15 protein-coding genes and 1 tRNA gene are annotated in these 14573 nt (G+C 62.5%); 5 read left to right on the plus strand and 11 right to left on the minus strand.

All coding sequences use genetic code 11. The features are described 5' to 3' along the window. Nucleotide 1: 1 nt before the first annotated feature. The 10 genes from phoU to tsaD all read right to left on the minus strand — a co-directional run bounded on the left by phoU (nt 2) and on the right by tsaD (nt 9347). A complete protein-coding gene (phoU, locus tag WDB91_RS04285; protein ID WP_339113921.1) occupies nt 2-715 on the minus strand; it encodes a phosphate signaling complex protein PhoU in 714 nt (237 codons plus the stop codon). A 13-nt stretch (nt 716-728) separates the two neighbouring features. Further along, a complete protein-coding gene (gene pstB / locus WDB91_RS04290) occupies nt 729-1526 on the minus strand; it encodes a phosphate ABC transporter ATP-binding protein PstB (protein WP_339113922.1) in 798 nt (265 codons plus the stop codon). Nucleotides 1527-1539: 13 nt separating this feature from the next. Further along, nucleotides 1540-2883 (minus strand): phosphate ABC transporter permease PstA, encoded by a 1344-nt coding sequence (gene pstA, locus WDB91_RS04295; RefSeq protein WP_339113923.1) that lies wholly within the window; start codon nt 2881-2883, stop codon nt 1540-1542. After that, complete coding sequence (pstC, locus tag WDB91_RS04300; protein WP_339113924.1) at nt 2880-4340, minus strand: phosphate ABC transporter permease subunit PstC; 1461 nt, start codon at nt 4338-4340, stop codon at nt 2880-2882. The genes pstA and pstC overlap by 4 nt, the downstream gene beginning before the upstream one ends. A gap of 100 nt (nt 4341-4440) precedes the next feature. After that, on the minus strand, nt 4441-5481 hold the full coding sequence (locus WDB91_RS04305; protein WP_339113925.1) for a substrate-binding domain-containing protein: 1041 nt from the start codon (nt 5479-5481) through the stop codon (nt 4441-4443). A 135-nt stretch (nt 5482-5616) separates the two neighbouring features. After that, nucleotides 5617-6312, minus strand: coding sequence for a CbiX/SirB N-terminal domain-containing protein (locus tag WDB91_RS04310; RefSeq protein ID WP_339113926.1), 696 nt, complete (start codon nt 6310-6312; stop codon nt 5617-5619). 286 nt (nt 6313-6598) lie between these two features. Beyond that, entirely contained in the window at nt 6599-7021 is a 423-nt protein-coding gene (locus WDB91_RS04315) for an EVE domain-containing protein (protein ID WP_339113927.1), read from the minus strand. Next, a complete protein-coding gene (locus WDB91_RS04320; protein ID WP_339113928.1) occupies nt 7021-7287 on the minus strand; it encodes a YciI family protein in 267 nt (88 codons plus the stop codon). Before WDB91_RS04320 ends, WDB91_RS04315 begins: the two co-directional genes overlap by 1 nt. Continuing rightward, nucleotides 7288-8241, minus strand: coding sequence for an NAD(P)H-dependent glycerol-3-phosphate dehydrogenase (locus WDB91_RS04325; protein WP_339113929.1), 954 nt, complete (start codon nt 8239-8241; stop codon nt 7288-7290). Beyond that, complete coding sequence (gene tsaD, locus WDB91_RS04330; RefSeq protein ID WP_339113930.1) at nt 8238-9347, minus strand: tRNA (adenosine(37)-N6)-threonylcarbamoyltransferase complex transferase subunit TsaD; 1110 nt, start codon at nt 9345-9347, stop codon at nt 8238-8240. The genes WDB91_RS04325 and tsaD overlap by 4 nt, the downstream gene beginning before the upstream one ends. 98 nt (nt 9348-9445) lie before the next feature. Here tsaD and WDB91_RS04335 point away from each other — a divergent pair, with 98 nt between their 5' ends. From WDB91_RS04335 to WDB91_RS04350, 4 genes are all read left to right on the plus strand, one after another. Further along, nucleotides 9446-10153, plus strand: coding sequence for a uroporphyrinogen-III synthase (locus WDB91_RS04335; RefSeq protein ID WP_339113931.1), 708 nt, complete (start codon nt 9446-9448; stop codon nt 10151-10153). 66 nt (nt 10154-10219) lie between these two features. Then, nucleotides 10220-11527, plus strand: coding sequence for a hypothetical protein (locus tag WDB91_RS04340; RefSeq protein WP_339113932.1), 1308 nt, complete (start codon nt 10220-10222; stop codon nt 11525-11527). Between the two features lie 12 nt (nt 11528-11539). Then, nucleotides 11540-13102, plus strand: a complete 1563-nt coding sequence (locus WDB91_RS04345; RefSeq protein WP_339113933.1) for a heme biosynthesis HemY N-terminal domain-containing protein — start codon at nt 11540-11542, stop codon at nt 13100-13102. A gap of 52 nt (nt 13103-13154) precedes the next feature. Next, nucleotides 13155-13230 (plus strand) — tRNA-Thr (locus tag WDB91_RS04350). 53 nt (nt 13231-13283) lie between these two features. On the opposite strand, the gene WDB91_RS04355 is transcribed toward WDB91_RS04350, so the two are convergent. Beyond that, a complete protein-coding gene (locus WDB91_RS04355; protein ID WP_339114445.1) occupies nt 13284-13625 on the minus strand; it encodes a YnfA family protein in 342 nt (113 codons plus the stop codon). 170 nt (nt 13626-13795) lie between these two features. Between WDB91_RS04355 and WDB91_RS04360 the strand changes: the two genes are divergently transcribed. Continuing rightward, the gene (locus tag WDB91_RS04360) at nt 13796-14572 is read left to right on the plus strand and encodes an HAD-IIB family hydrolase (RefSeq protein WP_339113934.1); all 777 of its coding nucleotides are present in this window, start codon (nt 13796-13798) and stop codon (nt 14570-14572) included. The last annotated feature ends 1 nt before the right edge of the window (nt 14573 follow it).

Genomic DNA, 14573 nt, shown 5'->3' on the forward strand with positions numbered 1-14573 from the left:
CTTACTTCTCCGTGCTGTCCATCGAGATCACGCTCGACTGTTTCGGGCGCTCTTCGTCGGGGGTCTCGCCGGTGACGAGATAGATCACCTGCTCGGCGATCGAGGTGGCATGGTCGCCCATACGCTCGATATTCTTGGCGATGAAATGCAGGTGCATGCAGGGGGTGATGTTGCGCGGGTCTTCCATCATATAGGTCAGAAACTCGCGGAAGAGCGCGTTATACATCTGGTCGACTTCCACATCACGGTCGCGCACATCGCGGGCGAGCTGCGGATCGCGCTGGATATAGGCATCGAGCACGTCCTTAAGCATCCCCTCGACCGCTTGCGCCATCCGGCGGATCGCCTTGGGCGAGCCTTCGACGGCGGGGGCATCCATCAGGATCTGGGTGCGCTTGGCGATGTTCTTTGCGTAATCGCCCGCGCGTTCGAGACTGGCGGCGATCTTGATGACCGAGAGTGTCAGCCGCAGATCGCGCGAGACGGGGGCACGCAGCGCGATGATGCGGGCGGCTTCCTCGTTGATCTGCTCCTCGAGCGCGTCGATGGCCTTATCCTGCTTGCGCACACGCTGGGCCAGTTCCTCGTCACGGCTTTCAAGGGCTTCGGCGGCATCGAGGATCTGCTGTTCGACCATGCCGCCCATCTTGACGACAAGCGCCTGCACGGCTTCCAGATCGCGGTCGAAGGCGGAGGAGATATGTTGTTGGCTCATGCTATGTCCTTCCTCAGCCGATCCGGCCGGTGATATAGGCCTCGGTGCGTGGGTCCTTGGGATTGGTGAAGATGTCACCCGTCTCGCCATATTCCACCAGATTGCCGAGGTGGAAGAAGGCGGTGCGCTGCGACACGCGCGCGGCCTGCTGCATCGAGTGGGTCACGATCACCACCGAGAACTGCGTGCGGAGTTCATCGATCAGCTCTTCGACCTGACCGGTGGCAATGGGGTCGAGCGCCGAGCAGGGCTCGTCCATCAGGAGCACTTCCGGCGAGGTCGCCACGGCGCGGGCGATGCACAGGCGTTGCTGCTGGCCACCCGAGAGGCCGGTGCCCGGTGCCTGAAGGCGGTCTTTCACCTCGTTCCAGATCGCCGCACCGCGCAGGGCGCGTTCCACGATCTCGTCCAGATCGGCCTTGTTCTTGGCAAGGCCATGGATGCGCGGGCCGTAGGCCACGTTGTCATAGATCGACTTGGGGAAGGGGTTGGGCTTCTGGAACACCATTCCTACCTTGGCGCGCAGCTGCACGGGGTCCACGCGGCGATCGTAGATATCCTCGCCATCGAGCAGGATCTCGCCCTTTACCTTGCAGATGTCGATCGTGTCATTCATCCGGTTGAGCGTGCGCAGGAAGGTCGATTTCCCGCAGCCCGAGGGGCCGATAAAGGCGGTGACGGTCTTGTCGAGGATATCGACATCGACGTCCTTGATGGCATGGGTGTCACCGTAATAGACCTGCACCTTGCGGGCCTGGATCTTCATTTCCTTGGTGTCCACTTTTCTCTCCGTCAATCTCATGTCGTTCATGATTTTGGGTCCCTTACCAGCGGCGCTCGAATCTGCGGCGCAGGATGATTGCAATGATGTTCATCGTCAGCAGGAACACCAGGAGGATGATGATGCCCCCCCAAGCCCGTTCATAATAGGCGGGGTCGGCGCGTTTTGCCCATTCATAGATCTGTGCGGGCATCGCGGAGTTGGGCGAGAGGAAGCCCGCGATAATGCCATCGGGCGGGTTGGAGGCGATATAGCCGATCATCCCGATCAGCAGGAGCGGCGCGGTCTCGCCCAAGGCCTGTGCTAAGCCGATGATCGTGCCGGTCAGGATACCGGGCATGGCCAGCGGCAGCACATGGTGGAAGACCGATTGCATCTTGGAAGCGCCGATCCCCAGCGCTGCATCGCGGATCGAGGGCGGCACGGCTTTGAGCGAGGCACGGGTCGAGATGATGATCGTGGGCAGGGTCATCAGCGTCAGCACCAGACCACCGACCAGCGGCGCCGATTGCGGCAGATGCATGAACTGGATGAAGACCGCGAGGCCGAGGATACCGAAAACGATCGACGGCACAGCGGCGAGGTTCGAGATATTCACCTCGATCAGGTCGGTCCATTTGTTCTGCGGCGCGAATTCCTCGAGATAGATCGAGGCCGCCACACCGATCGGTAGCGACAGGAACAGCACCACCAGCATCATGAAGAGCGACCCGATCATCGAGGTGCCAAGGCCCGCCTGTTCCGCACGGCTCTCGGAGGCATCCGAACCGGTGATGAAGTCCCAGTTGAACTGCTTCTTCACGATGCCGGCCTCGACAAGCCCGTCGGTCAGGTCCAGCTGCGCCACGGTGATATTCTTGTCGAGTGCGATCTCGTCACGGTGGACGCGGCCCTTGAGATAGCCGTCTACGCGCGAGGAGGCGAGGATCTTGAACGTCACGGTCTGGCCGATCAGCGCGGGGTCACTGATCACGTCCTGACGCACCACATTGGCGGCAGAAGCCGAGATCAGGTTCTTCATATCCTTGGCTTTGGTCAGCTCGGTCTCGATCCCTGCTTTCTGGACGGTTTCCAGAAGCGCGTTCTCGATCAGCGGGCCGTAGCCGAAGGTCGAGACCTTGGCGATATCGGCGGGGTCGCGATTGCCCTTCTTGTCGAGCTTGGCGGGGTCCAGATAGACCGGCACATTGATGAAGCTCTGCTGGAAGGCCGAGACGCCATTGCTGAGGATTGTGCTCAGCAGGATCACCAGAAAGACCATGCCCAGCCCGATCGCCGCGATCCCCATGGCGCGGAAGCGTTTTTCCTGCGCATTGCGTTTGCGGGTGCGGGCATCGGGTTGGTGGATCGAACGGGTGCCGGGGGTGTTTGCTGCGGCGTCGGTCATTCGTATTGCTCCCGATACTTGCGCACGATGTAGAGTGCGACAATGTTCAGCGCGAGGGTCATGACGAAGAGCGTCATGCCCAGAGAGAAGGCCACCAGCGCCTCGGGTGAGGCGAAATCGGCGTCACCGGTCAGCTGGCTGACGATCTTGGCGGTGACGGTGGTCATCGCCTCGAAGGGGTTGAGGCTGAGGCGGGCGGCGGCACCGGCGCCCAGAACCACGATCATCGTCTCGCCGATGGCGCGGGAAGCGGCCAGCAGGATCGCCCCGATGATGCCCGGAAGGGCGGCGGGGAAGACCACCTGTTTGATGGTCTCGGATTTGGTGGCACCGAGGCCGTAGGAGCCGTCGCGCAGCGATTGCGGCACGGCATTGATGATGTCATCGGAGAGCGAGGACACGAAGGGGATCAGCATGATGCCCATCACGAGGCCCGCGGTCATGACCGAGCTTGCCGCCCCCATCCAGTCGAGCCCGTCGCGGCCGAACACCGTCTGCAGGGCAGGGCCCACGGTCAGCAGCGCAAACAGACCGTAGACGATGGTCGGGATACCGGCGAGGATTTCCAGCGCGGGTTTGGCGATGGCGCGGACGGGTTTGGTTGCATATTCCGAGAGGTAGATCGCGGCAAAGAGCCCGATCGGCACGGCCACGGCCAGCGCGATGAAGCTGATATAGAGCGTGCCCCACAGAAGCGGCAGAATGCCCAGCTGCGAGCCGCCACCAAAGGACGGCGTCCAGTTGGTGCCAAAGAAGAAATCCGTCGCCGGATAGAGGCGGAAGAAATGCACCGTGTTGAAGATCAGCGATAGCACGATCCCGATGGTGGTCAGGATAGCGATGGAAGCGGCGAGGATCAGCAGCGCCTTGATGCCGCGCTCGACGATATTGCGGGCACGAAGATCCTTATGGGTGGATTTCAACGTCAGCAGGAAGAAGACGATGGCCACGCCCAGAACCACCGCCATACGGAAGGTGTTTCCGGTGGCGTTCAGGCTGCGGTAATGCTGTGCCGCGTCGAGCGTGGGGGTATCCACCTCGGAGCCGAGCGCGACGCCATAGTCCGCCATCTGGGCACGCAGCCCGTCGCCCGCCTGCAGGCCGCTGGCCTCGGAGGCGGTCAGGGTGCCTTTTGCGACCGCGTCATCGAGCCCTTGGGCGAGGCGCGTCACATCCGACATCATCAGGCTGAGATTGCCATGCTCTTCGACCGTGGCCTGCGGAATGGCGCCGGTGACCTGCATATCGATGATGAAAGGCTGCACGATCAGCCAGACGGCCAGAACCAGAAGGGACGGCACGAGGGTCATCATCGCGACATTGCTGCCATAATAACTGGTCAGCGAATGGAGGATGCGGCTGTCGCCCCCTGCGGAAGACAGGGCGCGGGACCGGCCGAGAACGAAGCCCAAGGCTGCGAGCACGAGCACGATAACCAGAAGCCAGATTGCAGGCATGTCAGCTCCGTTTTGTAATGGGTGCCATTATGGAGGCGTCGAAACAAAGAAGGGGGCGGCATTGGATCTGCCGCCCCCCGTATTGGCCGGGTAGGGCAGATTACATGCCCGAGCCCATGGTCTGTTCGTCAGCAACCAGCTCTTGGGTCGCTGCCAGTTCCGGATCGGAAACCAGACCGTATTGCGCCAGCGGGCCGTCCGAACCTGCGATCTCGTCGGAGACGAAGAACTCTGCATATTCTTTCAGGCCGGGGATCACACCGATATGCGCCTTCTTGATGTAGAAGTAGAGCGGACGCGAGACCGGATAGTCACCCGAGGCGATGGTTTCGGTCGACGGCTCGACGCCGCCCATCGTTGCCACTTTCAGCTTGTCGGTGTTGTTCTCGTAGAAGGCCAGACCGAAGACGCCGACGCCATCGGGGTTCGAGGCGATACGGGCGAGGGTCTCGGTGTAATCGCCGTCGATATCGACCGATTTGCCATCGGTGCGGACATTCATACAGGCTTTCTCGGCGTCTTTCTCGGTCATGCCGCCCGACACCATCGCATCAAGCGCGCCGGTGTCCTTGCAGCCCTGAACGAGGACTTTCTCTTCGAAGACCTCGCGGGTGCCGTGCTTGGTGCCCGGAATATAGGCGGCGATCTCGACATCCGGCAGATCGGCGTTGAAATCCGACCACTTGGCATAGGTGTTGTCGACCAGCGCGCCGTCTTTCACGACCTTGGCGCCGAGGGCGTTATAGAGGTCTGCCGGTTGGAAGGCGGTGAATTCGGGGCCGGTTTTCTGGCTGGCAAAGACGATCCCGTCATAGCCGATGCGGACCTGGATAATGTCGTTCACGCCGTTTGCGTGGCAGGTCTCGATTTCCGAGTCCTTGATGGCGCGCGAGGCGTTCGCGATGTCGATGGTGTTCTCGCCCACGCCTTCGCAGAAGCGCTTCAGACCCGAGGACGAGCCGCCCGATTCCACGACCGGCGTCGGGTAGTCGAAGTTCTCGCCGAAGGCCTCTGCCACGATCGAGGCATAGGGCAGCACGGTCGAGGAGCCGGCAACCTGGATGTTGTCGCGGGCGAAGGCGCCTGCGGTGGAGGCAACGGTGATGGCAAGTGCAGATGCCGTCAGCTTAACAGTGTTCATGGTTCTCTCCCAGAAGGTCTGAATGGCCGCTACGGGCTCATCGCTTGTGCTAGAGGTCTGTCGTGACGCTTATGCGAACATTGTGTAACACATATATGACAAAGCGTCATTCTCGGAGAAAACCCTGCGAAAAAGTTAATTTTCGCAATACTGCTTGAGGGCGCGCGCGATCAGCGCGGGAATTTCGGGATGCTCACCAATGGGCGGCAGGCGCGGGCCGGAGAATCCCGCATTGTCGAGCGCCTCGGGGATATCGCCATCGACATGACCTGCCCGCAGCGCGAAAAATGGCAGGCAGACGCCCTGATTGGAGGTCCTGGCGACGTCCTCAAGGAAGGGCGGCTCCTCGATCAGCCCGACCCGCACGCGCCAGAATGCGCCCGAGCGGCGCAGCTTCTCGGCCATTGCATAGGCGCTGTCTTTCGATTTGCGCGCGATCTTGGACCCGTGGGCACAAAGGATGAGGTCGGTTGCCCTGCTATCGAGCCCCGCCTGTGCCGCCGCAGCGAGGCACTCATCGAGAATCAGCTTTTCCAAGGCGGGATCGATGCCGAACGGGTCCATATGCTGTGCCTTGCAGCCCAGCTCCTTCAGCCTGCGCGGGATCTCGCGTTTGGTAAACCACCCTTCGGCCATAAAAAATGGATAGATTACAGGGGCCTCGCAGTCATTGACTGCCTTTGCGAGGGCATCGTCCTTGGCCAGCGTCGCCGCCAGAACGCGGATCTCCGGGCAGAGCGGACGGATCTTTTCGGCCAGCGCCTCAAGGGCTGCCTGTTTGGTATCGGGGTCCGAAGGCGACCCGTGTGCAACGATGATGACTGTTTTCATGGGGGCTATGATAGCGCCTCGGGCGGCGGCGGCAATCCTCGGGCGAAATGGTCAAGACCATGTGCCTGCTCAGAGTTTATACGCTTTAACTCCCTCTAAATACTCTATTTTTAAGGGCTATTCTTTTGCGTCAGGTGACGTTCTGACATATACACATAGAGACCGGCCAGGAAGGCCAGGACCAGATAGAGTTTCACGTGTGGTGCGTAGGGGTGCACGTGGGGTGGTGAGGGTTCTGGTAGGGGTGCCGGAACCCTCATTTTTATGTCAGACCTTGGGTTTGCGGTCAGTCGGGATCGGTCTCTGCCATCGCGCAGACGATACGCCATTCCTCCTCGGTCACCGGCTGCACCGAGAGCCGCATCGAGGTCACCAGAGACATGTTCGACAGGCGCGGCTCGGCCTTCACATCGGCCAGTGTCACCGGCTTTTTCACCGGACGCACGGCACGCAAATGCACGCAGTCCCAGCGTGGATCATCGGTGGTGCTATCGGGCGCGCTTTCGGCGCTGACCTCGCAGATACCCACGACTTCCTTACCGATATTGGAATGGTAGAACAGCCCGCGATCGCCGATCTTCATCTCGCGCATATTATTACGCGCCAGATAGTTACGGATCCCGTCCCATTCCTCGCCCGCCTCGCCTTTTTCAACGAGCTGGTCCCATGAGAACTTGTTGGGCTCGGATTTGAACAGCCAGTAGCGCATCAGATGACCTTCTTCCATTCGGTGATCGACACGCTGTCGAACAGCCCTGCCTTGCCATAGGGCTCGTTATCGACCCAGGCCTGTGCGGCATCCATACTGTCGGTATCGAGGATCACCAGAGACCCGCACATATCGCCATTCTCGATGAAGGGGCCGGCCTGGGCTACGATGCCCGTCTCTTTCATATAGACCAGATGGGCCTCGCGGTTATCGAGACGGGTTTGCAGATGGCCCGCTTTGTCGCGGCAGATCACGGCGTAGAACATTCATTCCTCCTTCAAAGGGCGCGACAGAAGCGCCAGAGTGGCCTGGGCCACGGTCATCCGGTTATCGCAGAGCGCGGCGATCATCACCGCAATGGGCATTTCGATGCCGCCCCTTTCGGCCATCCGCGCGACGGCATGGGCGGTGGCCACACCTTCGACCGTCACATTGGGGTCGATGGTCTCGCCCGCACCCAGCGCGAAGCCATGGCGGAAATTGCGCGACTGGCTGGAGGTGCAGGTGAGCACCAGGTCACCGAAGCCTGCAAGCCCCGAAAGCGTCTCGGCGCGCGCGCCACGGGTCACGGCCAAGCGGGTCATCTCGGCAAAACCGCGGGTCATCAGCGCAGCGCGGGTGGAATCGCCCATACCTGCGCCCATGACGACGCCTGCGCCAATCGCGATGACGTTTTTCAAGGCGCCGCCAAGCTCGGCCCCCGTGGTGTCGGAGCTGCGGTAGAGCCGCAGGGTGGGCGTCGAGAGTTGTTCCTGTAGCGCCTCGGCCCCGTCCTCGCAGGCCAGTGTCAGGGCCGTGGGTAGGCCGCGCCCGATATCGGCGGCAAAGCTGGGGCCGGTCAGGATCGCCGCGCGCGCCTCCGGCACGCTGGAGCGGATCAGCGCGGTCGGGCCGAGGCCGGTGCTCAGGTCGATCCCCTTCGAGCAGCTGACCAGTGTCTTGCCTTTCAGGTGCTGGGCATGAAGGGCCAGAAACGCGCCCGTCTGCTGCATCGGCAGCGCCAGCAGAATGGTCTGAGCCGCACAGGCGGTCTCGAGATTCGCGGTCACGGTAATCGCCTCGGGCAGGGTCAGGCCCTTCAGCCGTTTGGAATTCTCGCGCGTTGTCTGCAGCAGTTGCGCCTGCTCCGCGTCGCGTGACCAGAGCGTGACGGGCCCATTTTGCGACAGGCTGATGGCCAGCGCGGTGCCGAATGCGCCCGATCCCAGAACGGAAATCATGCTTTGGCCCCTTTTTTGCCGGAGCCCAGAAGCGGTGCGGCCTTGCGGTCCAGAGGCCAGCGCGGACGCGCGACCAGATCCATCTGGTCGGTATGTCCGAGGCGGAAACGTTCTATCCCCGCCCAAGCGATCATTGCGGCATTATCGGTGCATAGCCGCAGAGGCGGCGCCACGAAACGGGCGCCGGATTCGGCAGCCACAGATTCGAGCCCCGCGCGGATGGCGCGGTTCGCGGCCACGCCACCGGCCACCGCAAACCCGGGGGTCTCGGGGGCGAGCGCCATATATTCGGCCAGAGCACGGCGGGATTTCTTGACCAGCACATCCGTGACCGCGGCCTGAAAACTGGCGCAGATATCGCGGCGGATCGCGCGGGGCAAGCCGCCATGCCGGGCCACGACCTCGTCACGGGTGCGCAGAAGGGCCGTCTTCAGCCCCGAGAAGGACATATCGCAATTGGGCCGGTCCAGCAGCGGCCGCGGGAAGGCGAAGGCTTTCGGATCCCCGCCCTCTGCCTCGACCTCCACATTCGGGCCGCCGGGTTGCGGCAGGGCCAGCAGCTTGGCGGTCTTGTCGAACGCCTCACCCGGTGCATCGTCGATCGTGCCACCTAAGCGGGTGAATTCCTCGGGGCCATGCGCGATCAGGAATTGGCAATGCCCCCCCGAGACCAGCAACATCAGATAGGGATAGGCCATATCATCGGTCAGGCGCGGGGTCAGCGCGTGACCGGCCAGATGGTTGACCCCCACAAGCGGCAGGCCGGTGCCTGCGGCGATCCCCTTGGCACACATCACCCCCGACATCACGCCGCCAATCAGCCCCGGTCCTGCGGTCACTGCGATCCCGTCCAGATCGCTCAGCTCCACGCCGGACTGTTCCAGCGCCTGCTCGACACAGAGATCAAGCTTTTCGGCATGGGCACGGGCCGCGATCTCGGGGACCACGCCGCCGAAGGCTGCATGCAGGTCGGTCTGGCCCGACACGACGCTCGCCAGAATCTCGGTTCTGGTTTCGTTGGTGCCCGTCCCACTCTGGCGCACGATGGCGGCAGCCGTATCGTCACAGCTGGATTCGATCCCAAGGAAGGTAAGTGTACGGGCCATGGTGCCTCGATTGCGAATGGGTTATGGCTCAGGTATCACTGCGGGCGGCGTGAGACAATCCATAGCCGCCCTATCCGCACTCTGCATAGAGGATGCCGATGCCTGCACCGCCCGTATTGCTGCTGACCCGTCCCGCAGAGGCGAATCTCCGCTTTCTGGGCGAGCTGCGGCAGGCGGGGGTGGAGATGCGCGCTATCTGCTCTGCGCTCCTGCGGATCGAGCCGGTTGTCCCCGAAGATGCGCCCGATGGCGATCTGGTCTTTACCTCGCAACAGGCGGTGGCGCCGTTCGTTGCGGCCTTCGGGGCCCGGGGACATGCGTGGTGTGTGGGCGCGCGGACGGCAGCAGTGGCACAGGCGGCGGGCTTTACGGTGACCTGCGCCGAAGGCACGGCCCGCGCGCTGGAGGCGCGGATACTGGCCGAGGGCGGGCAGGGTCCCTTTACCCATATCTGTGGGGACCAACTGGCCTATGATCTGGTCGCAGGTCTGCGCGCGCGCGGGCGTGCAGCAAAGGCGCTGCAGATCTACAGGCAGCTGGAACAGGCTCCGACCCCCGAGGCGATGGCGGTTCTTTCAGGAGAAGCCCCTGTTTTGGTGCCACTTTTTTCACCGCGTAGCGCGGCGATCTTCACGAAATATTTGCCGAAACCGCACGCCCCCCTATACCTTGGCGCAATCAGCACTACTGTATCACGGCAGCTCACTGCGGTGTCAGGCGCCTATATCGGGGTTTCACGGGAAACACATGCGGCCGCTATGGTCGCGCTGGTCAAGGCTTTGGCATCCCGCAGTGTTGCGTCTTGAAGATCTGTGGATGCGGGGGCTAGAGTGGCCTCGGCCCACTTTAGGAATTGCGTAGGAGGAGTTGCCGTGGCTGCACCCGGGAAGAAGAAATCGGCGAAGACTGATGCAGCTAAGGATGAAAGCATAACGCCCGCATCCGGAACGGCACCGAACACGGAGACACCCGCAACGGGTGCGCCCAAGGCGGATGAGGCGGTTGATCAGGCCCTTCCTGCCGACAAGGACGATACCGCGCCGGTTGACACTCCCGTGACTGATGCGCCCGAGGCAGACATATCCGCGCCGGAGACGCCCGAAGAGGCACCAGCTGTGACCGGCACCGGGGCGGATACCGTAGACGCATCTGACGAGACCGACCCGCTTGAGGGCCATAAGGAGAGTCTCGCCTCGGAGACGGCTTTCGGCACCGATGATGTGGTGGATGCCGAGCAGAAAGACTTGGATCAAAAGGACTGGTCTTCCGACGCAGAGCCTGAAACGCCTATCGCCGAGGAGAAGAAGCCCGAACCCGTGGCCTCGGTTGCAGCACCGGCTCCTAGCGCTGGCCCTGTGATCGAGAAGCGTGGCGGTTTCGGCCCTGTTCTGGCGGGTGGAGTGATTGCGGCCGTGATCGGCGCGGCGGCGGCGCTCTGGGTTCTTCCGCAGCTGCCCGAGAATATTCAGGCCAGGTTCTTCCCGGCCCCTGCGGCTCCCGATAATTCGGCGATGGAAAACCAAGTGGCGGATCTATCCTCACAGCTGAGCGCGATCACGCAAAGCGTCTCGGCCTTGCAGGACAATATCGCCTCGCTTGGTCAGGCGGGCGATACCTCGGGTCTGCAAAGCCAGCTCGACGCGCTGCAATCCAAGCTCGATGGTCTGACCGGCCCCGATGCCGACGCCGCCAAGGAGGCCGAGCGTCAGGCCCGTGCCCGTGCCGCGATCGCCGAACTACAGGCGGCGCTCACCAACGGCACTCCAATTGCCGATCCGGTGGCTATGGCGCGGGACGCCCAGCTTGATGTCCCCGCGGCGCTGGGCACGGAACCCGAAAGCGTCAAGGCGCTGCAGGAGGCCTTTCCCGCACCGGCGCGCCAAGCGCTTGATGCGGCGCGGCGTGCCGATGCCGGTGACAGTCTGGGTGCCAAGCTCGAGACGTTCCTGCTGACACAGACAGGCGCACGGTCGGTTGCGCCCAAAGAGGGGAACACCCCCGATGCCATCCTGTCGCGCGCGCAGGCCGCCGTCGACAAGGCCGATTTCAAAACCGCCATCACCGAGATTTCCGCCCTGCCGCAGGTGTCGCAAGACGCGCTGTCGGGCTGGGTCGATCAGGCACAGACCCGTGTCGCCGCTGAGGAGGCAGTCTCGTCGCTTGCCTCGCAGGTCCAATAAGGAGGGACGGCCATGCTTTGGTCATTCATCAAAATCGCTGTCTTTCTGATCGCGGTCACTGCTGTCACCTATGGCGCGATGACGCTGGCAAGTTCTGCTGATGGGGTGCAGGTCGTGCTGGCGGGGGTCGAGTATAATCTTGGTCCGGTGCAGGCGATCATTGCCGTTCTCGTGCTGATCGTCGCGGTCTTCGTCTTCCTGAAGGTTGTGGGCTTTGTGGTGGCGCTCCTGCGGTTCCTCGTGGGCGACGAGACCGCGCTGACCCGCTATTTCGACCGCTCGCGCGAGCGCCGCGGTTACAAGGCGTTGGCGGATGGTATGATCTCGGTCGCCTCGGGAGAAGGCCGTCTGGCGTATAATCAGGCCAAGAAGGCGCAGAAATTGCTTGGCCGCCCCGAGCTGACCAATCTTCTGGTGGCACAGGCCGCCGAGACCAAGGGTGACACCAAGAAAGCGACCGAGGCCTATAAGCTCCTGCTGTCCGACCAGCGCACCCGTTTCATCGGTGTGCGTGGGCTGATGCGCCAGAAGCTGGCCGAGGGCGATACAGACACCGCGCTGGCACTGGCGCAGAAAGCATATGCACTGAAGCCCTCGCATCAGGACACGCAGGATACGCTTCTGAAGCTGTCCACGGAAAAAGGCGCATGGGGCGACGCCCGCAAGGTCATCAGCTACAAACGTCATAGCGGTCTGCTCCCGAAGGATGTCGCCAAACGCCGCGACGCTGTTCTGGCGCTGCAGGAAGCCAAGGGCATTCTGGATGAGGGGGCGAGCATCGAGGCACAGGAAGCCGCGATTGCCGCCAACAAATCCTCGCCCGATCTGATTCCTGCAGCCGCGATGGCCGCGCGCTCCTATATCGGGAAGGGCAAACCCAAAAATGCAGAGCGGGTGATCCGCAAGGCATGGGAAGCCCAGCCGCATCCCGATCTGGCGGCCGCCTATGCCGCCATCGCGCCCGAGGAGACGCCGCAGGCCCGCCTCAAGCGCTTCCAGAAGCTTCTGGTCCTGCGTCCCGATCACGAAGAAACCCGTCTTCTGCGCGCCGAGCTGAACATTGCCGCCGAGAACTTCCCCGAGGCGCGCCGTGCGCTGGGGCATCTGGCCGATACCCATCCCACCTCGCGCGTGCTGGCCATCATGGCGGCGGTCGAGCGGGGCGAGGGCTCGGATGATGCGGTGGTGCGCGGCTGGCTGGCTCGGGCGCTGACTGCGCCGCGTGGCCCGCAATGGTGCTGTGATGCCTGCCAGAACATCCAGAGTGACTGGACGCCGGTCTGTGACAATTGCGGTGGTTTCGATACGCTCAGCTGGCGCGAGCCGCCGAAATCGGACCAGCCCCTGCCGCATGGCGCGGAGATGCTGCCGCTGATCGTGGGCGCACCTGCGGTGATGCCGGAATCGGAAGCCGCACGGAAGGCGGAAGAGGCCGGTGTCGAGGTCGAGGAAGCGGAGATCGTGACGGGGGCTACCGAGGAGACCGTCATCGTGACCAAACCCGAAACGGAGGGCGACATAGCCCCCGAAGTCACTGAAACCGAAGAAGTTCAAAAGAAATCTGCTTTGGGATAAATTAGGGGCTACACATCCCCGACGCGGCATGCTAATTGCCGCGCCACAGTGTGCCGCTGTAGCTCAGCTGGTAGAGCACGTCATTCGTAATGATGGGGTCGGGGGTTCGAGTCCCTTCAGCGGCACCACGCTATTCAGAAAACCCGTCTGGCTCAGGTCAGGCGGGTTTTTCTTTTGTGCGTTATTTCTGGAGCGCCGGTCCCAGCAGGATGACCGCCATCCCGATCACGCATAGCGTGCCGCCGATCAGGTCCCAGCGGGTCGGGATCTGGCGCTCGATAAGCCACAGCCACAGGATCGACGCGCCAATATAGATGCCGCCATAGGCGGCATAGGCGCGGCCTGCGAACTCCGCCTGCGAGCGTGTCAGCAGATAGGCGAAAAGCGCGAGACAGAGCGCACCTGCCACCAGCCAGAGCGGGCTTTTGCCCAGACGCAGCCATGCCCAGACCGCGAAACATCCGCCGATCTCGGCAAAGGCGGCAAGCAGATAGAGACCGAGGGTGGGCAGAAGGAGGGGCATCATGGACAGGTCTTCGCATCTGAGGAGCGCCCGTAGCATAGGCGATCTTCTCTATTCGTCAAAATGCCCGTTTATTCAACGCTTTCATGAGGCTGGTGCCGTTAATCTCCGATCCGGCATTGAACTGTCACCTGCGCGCGATACACTTCCATGAAACATAAGGGTAGCGCATGACGATATTGGTTTTCACGGATCTCGACGGAACGCTTCTGGACCATGAAACCTATAGTTTTGCGCCCGCGCTTCCCGCGATCAGAGCCCTGAAGGAACGCGGTGCGATCATTGTGCTTGCCAGCTCCAAGACCGCGCCCGAGATTGCCGACCTGCATGATGCGCTCGGGCTCGGCGATATGCCAATCATCGCGGAAAACGGTGCCGCGCTGATGACGCGGGACCAGATCACCACACAGAGCGATGCCTATCGCGATCTGCGCCATGCGCTGGACGGGCTGCCCGGGGAATTGCGCCGTTGTTTCACGGGGTTTGGCGATATGGATGTGGCTGGAGTTGCGGCCTCGACCGGATTGCCGCTCGCACAGGCCGCGAAAGCCAGGGTCCGGGCCTTTTCCGAACCGGGGATCTGGACGGGCAGCGAGGCGCAGGAAGAGGCGTTTGTTGCCGCTTTGTCCCGTAGCGGGATTTCGGCACGGCGGGGCGGGCGCTATCTGACGCTATCTTTTGGGGGCACCAAAGCGGGGCAGATGCAGGCGGTCATCGACCGCTACCGGCCAGATCTGACGATTGCTCTGGGGGATGCGCCCAATGACCGCGAGATGATCGAGACGGCCGATATCGGGGTGGTGATCCACAATACCCATGGCACCGGTCTGCCCGCGCTTGCCGGAGAAAAAGACGGGACCATAAGGCGAACACAGGCCGAAGGCCCTGCCGGATGGAACGAGGCGATACTGGCGATTCTTGCCGATTACGAGAAAGAGGAGGGCTGAC

The organism is Thioclava sp. GXIMD2076 (assembly GCF_037949795.1).
GTDB lineage: Bacteria > Pseudomonadota > Alphaproteobacteria > Rhodobacterales > Rhodobacteraceae > Thioclava > Thioclava kandeliae.

Excerpts from the sequence above, each read along its gene's own strand:
- WDB91_RS04315 (WP_339113927.1), bottom strand. The coding sequence starts at position 7,021 with ATGCGCTACTGGCTGTTCAAATCCGAGCCCAACAAGTTCTCATGGGAC.
- WDB91_RS04335 (WP_339113931.1), top strand. The coding sequence starts at position 9,446 with ATGCCTGCACCGCCCGTATTGCTGCTGACCCGTCCCGCAGAGGCGAAT.
- WDB91_RS04320 (WP_339113928.1), bottom strand. The coding sequence starts at position 7,287 with ATGTTCTACGCCGTGATCTGCCGCGACAAAGCGGGCCATCTGCAAACC.
- WDB91_RS04305 (WP_339113925.1), bottom strand. The coding sequence starts at position 5,481 with ATGAACACTGTTAAGCTGACGGCATCTGCACTTGCCATCACCGTTGCC.
- WDB91_RS04310 (WP_339113926.1), bottom strand. The coding sequence starts at position 6,312 with ATGAAAACAGTCATCATCGTTGCACACGGGTCGCCTTCGGACCCCGAT.
- WDB91_RS04360 (WP_339113934.1), top strand. The coding sequence starts at position 13,796 with ATGACGATATTGGTTTTCACGGATCTCGACGGAACGCTTCTGGACCAT.
- WDB91_RS04345 (WP_339113933.1), top strand. The coding sequence starts at position 11,540 with ATGCTTTGGTCATTCATCAAAATCGCTGTCTTTCTGATCGCGGTCACT.
- pstA (WP_339113923.1), bottom strand. The coding sequence starts at position 2,883 with ATGACCGACGCCGCAGCAAACACCCCCGGCACCCGTTCGATCCACCAA.
- tsaD (WP_339113930.1), bottom strand. The coding sequence starts at position 9,347 with ATGGCCCGTACACTTACCTTCCTTGGGATCGAATCCAGCTGTGACGAT.
- phoU (WP_339113921.1), bottom strand. The coding sequence starts at position 715 with ATGAGCCAACAACATATCTCCTCCGCCTTCGACCGCGATCTGGAAGCC.
- pstC (WP_339113924.1), bottom strand. The coding sequence starts at position 4,340 with ATGCCTGCAATCTGGCTTCTGGTTATCGTGCTCGTGCTCGCAGCCTTG.
- WDB91_RS04325 (WP_339113929.1), bottom strand. The coding sequence starts at position 8,241 with ATGATTTCCGTTCTGGGATCGGGCGCATTCGGCACCGCGCTGGCCATC.
- pstB (WP_339113922.1), bottom strand. The coding sequence starts at position 1,526 with ATGAACGACATGAGATTGACGGAGAGAAAAGTGGACACCAAGGAAATG.
- WDB91_RS04355 (WP_339114445.1), bottom strand. The coding sequence starts at position 13,625 with ATGCCCCTCCTTCTGCCCACCCTCGGTCTCTATCTGCTTGCCGCCTTT.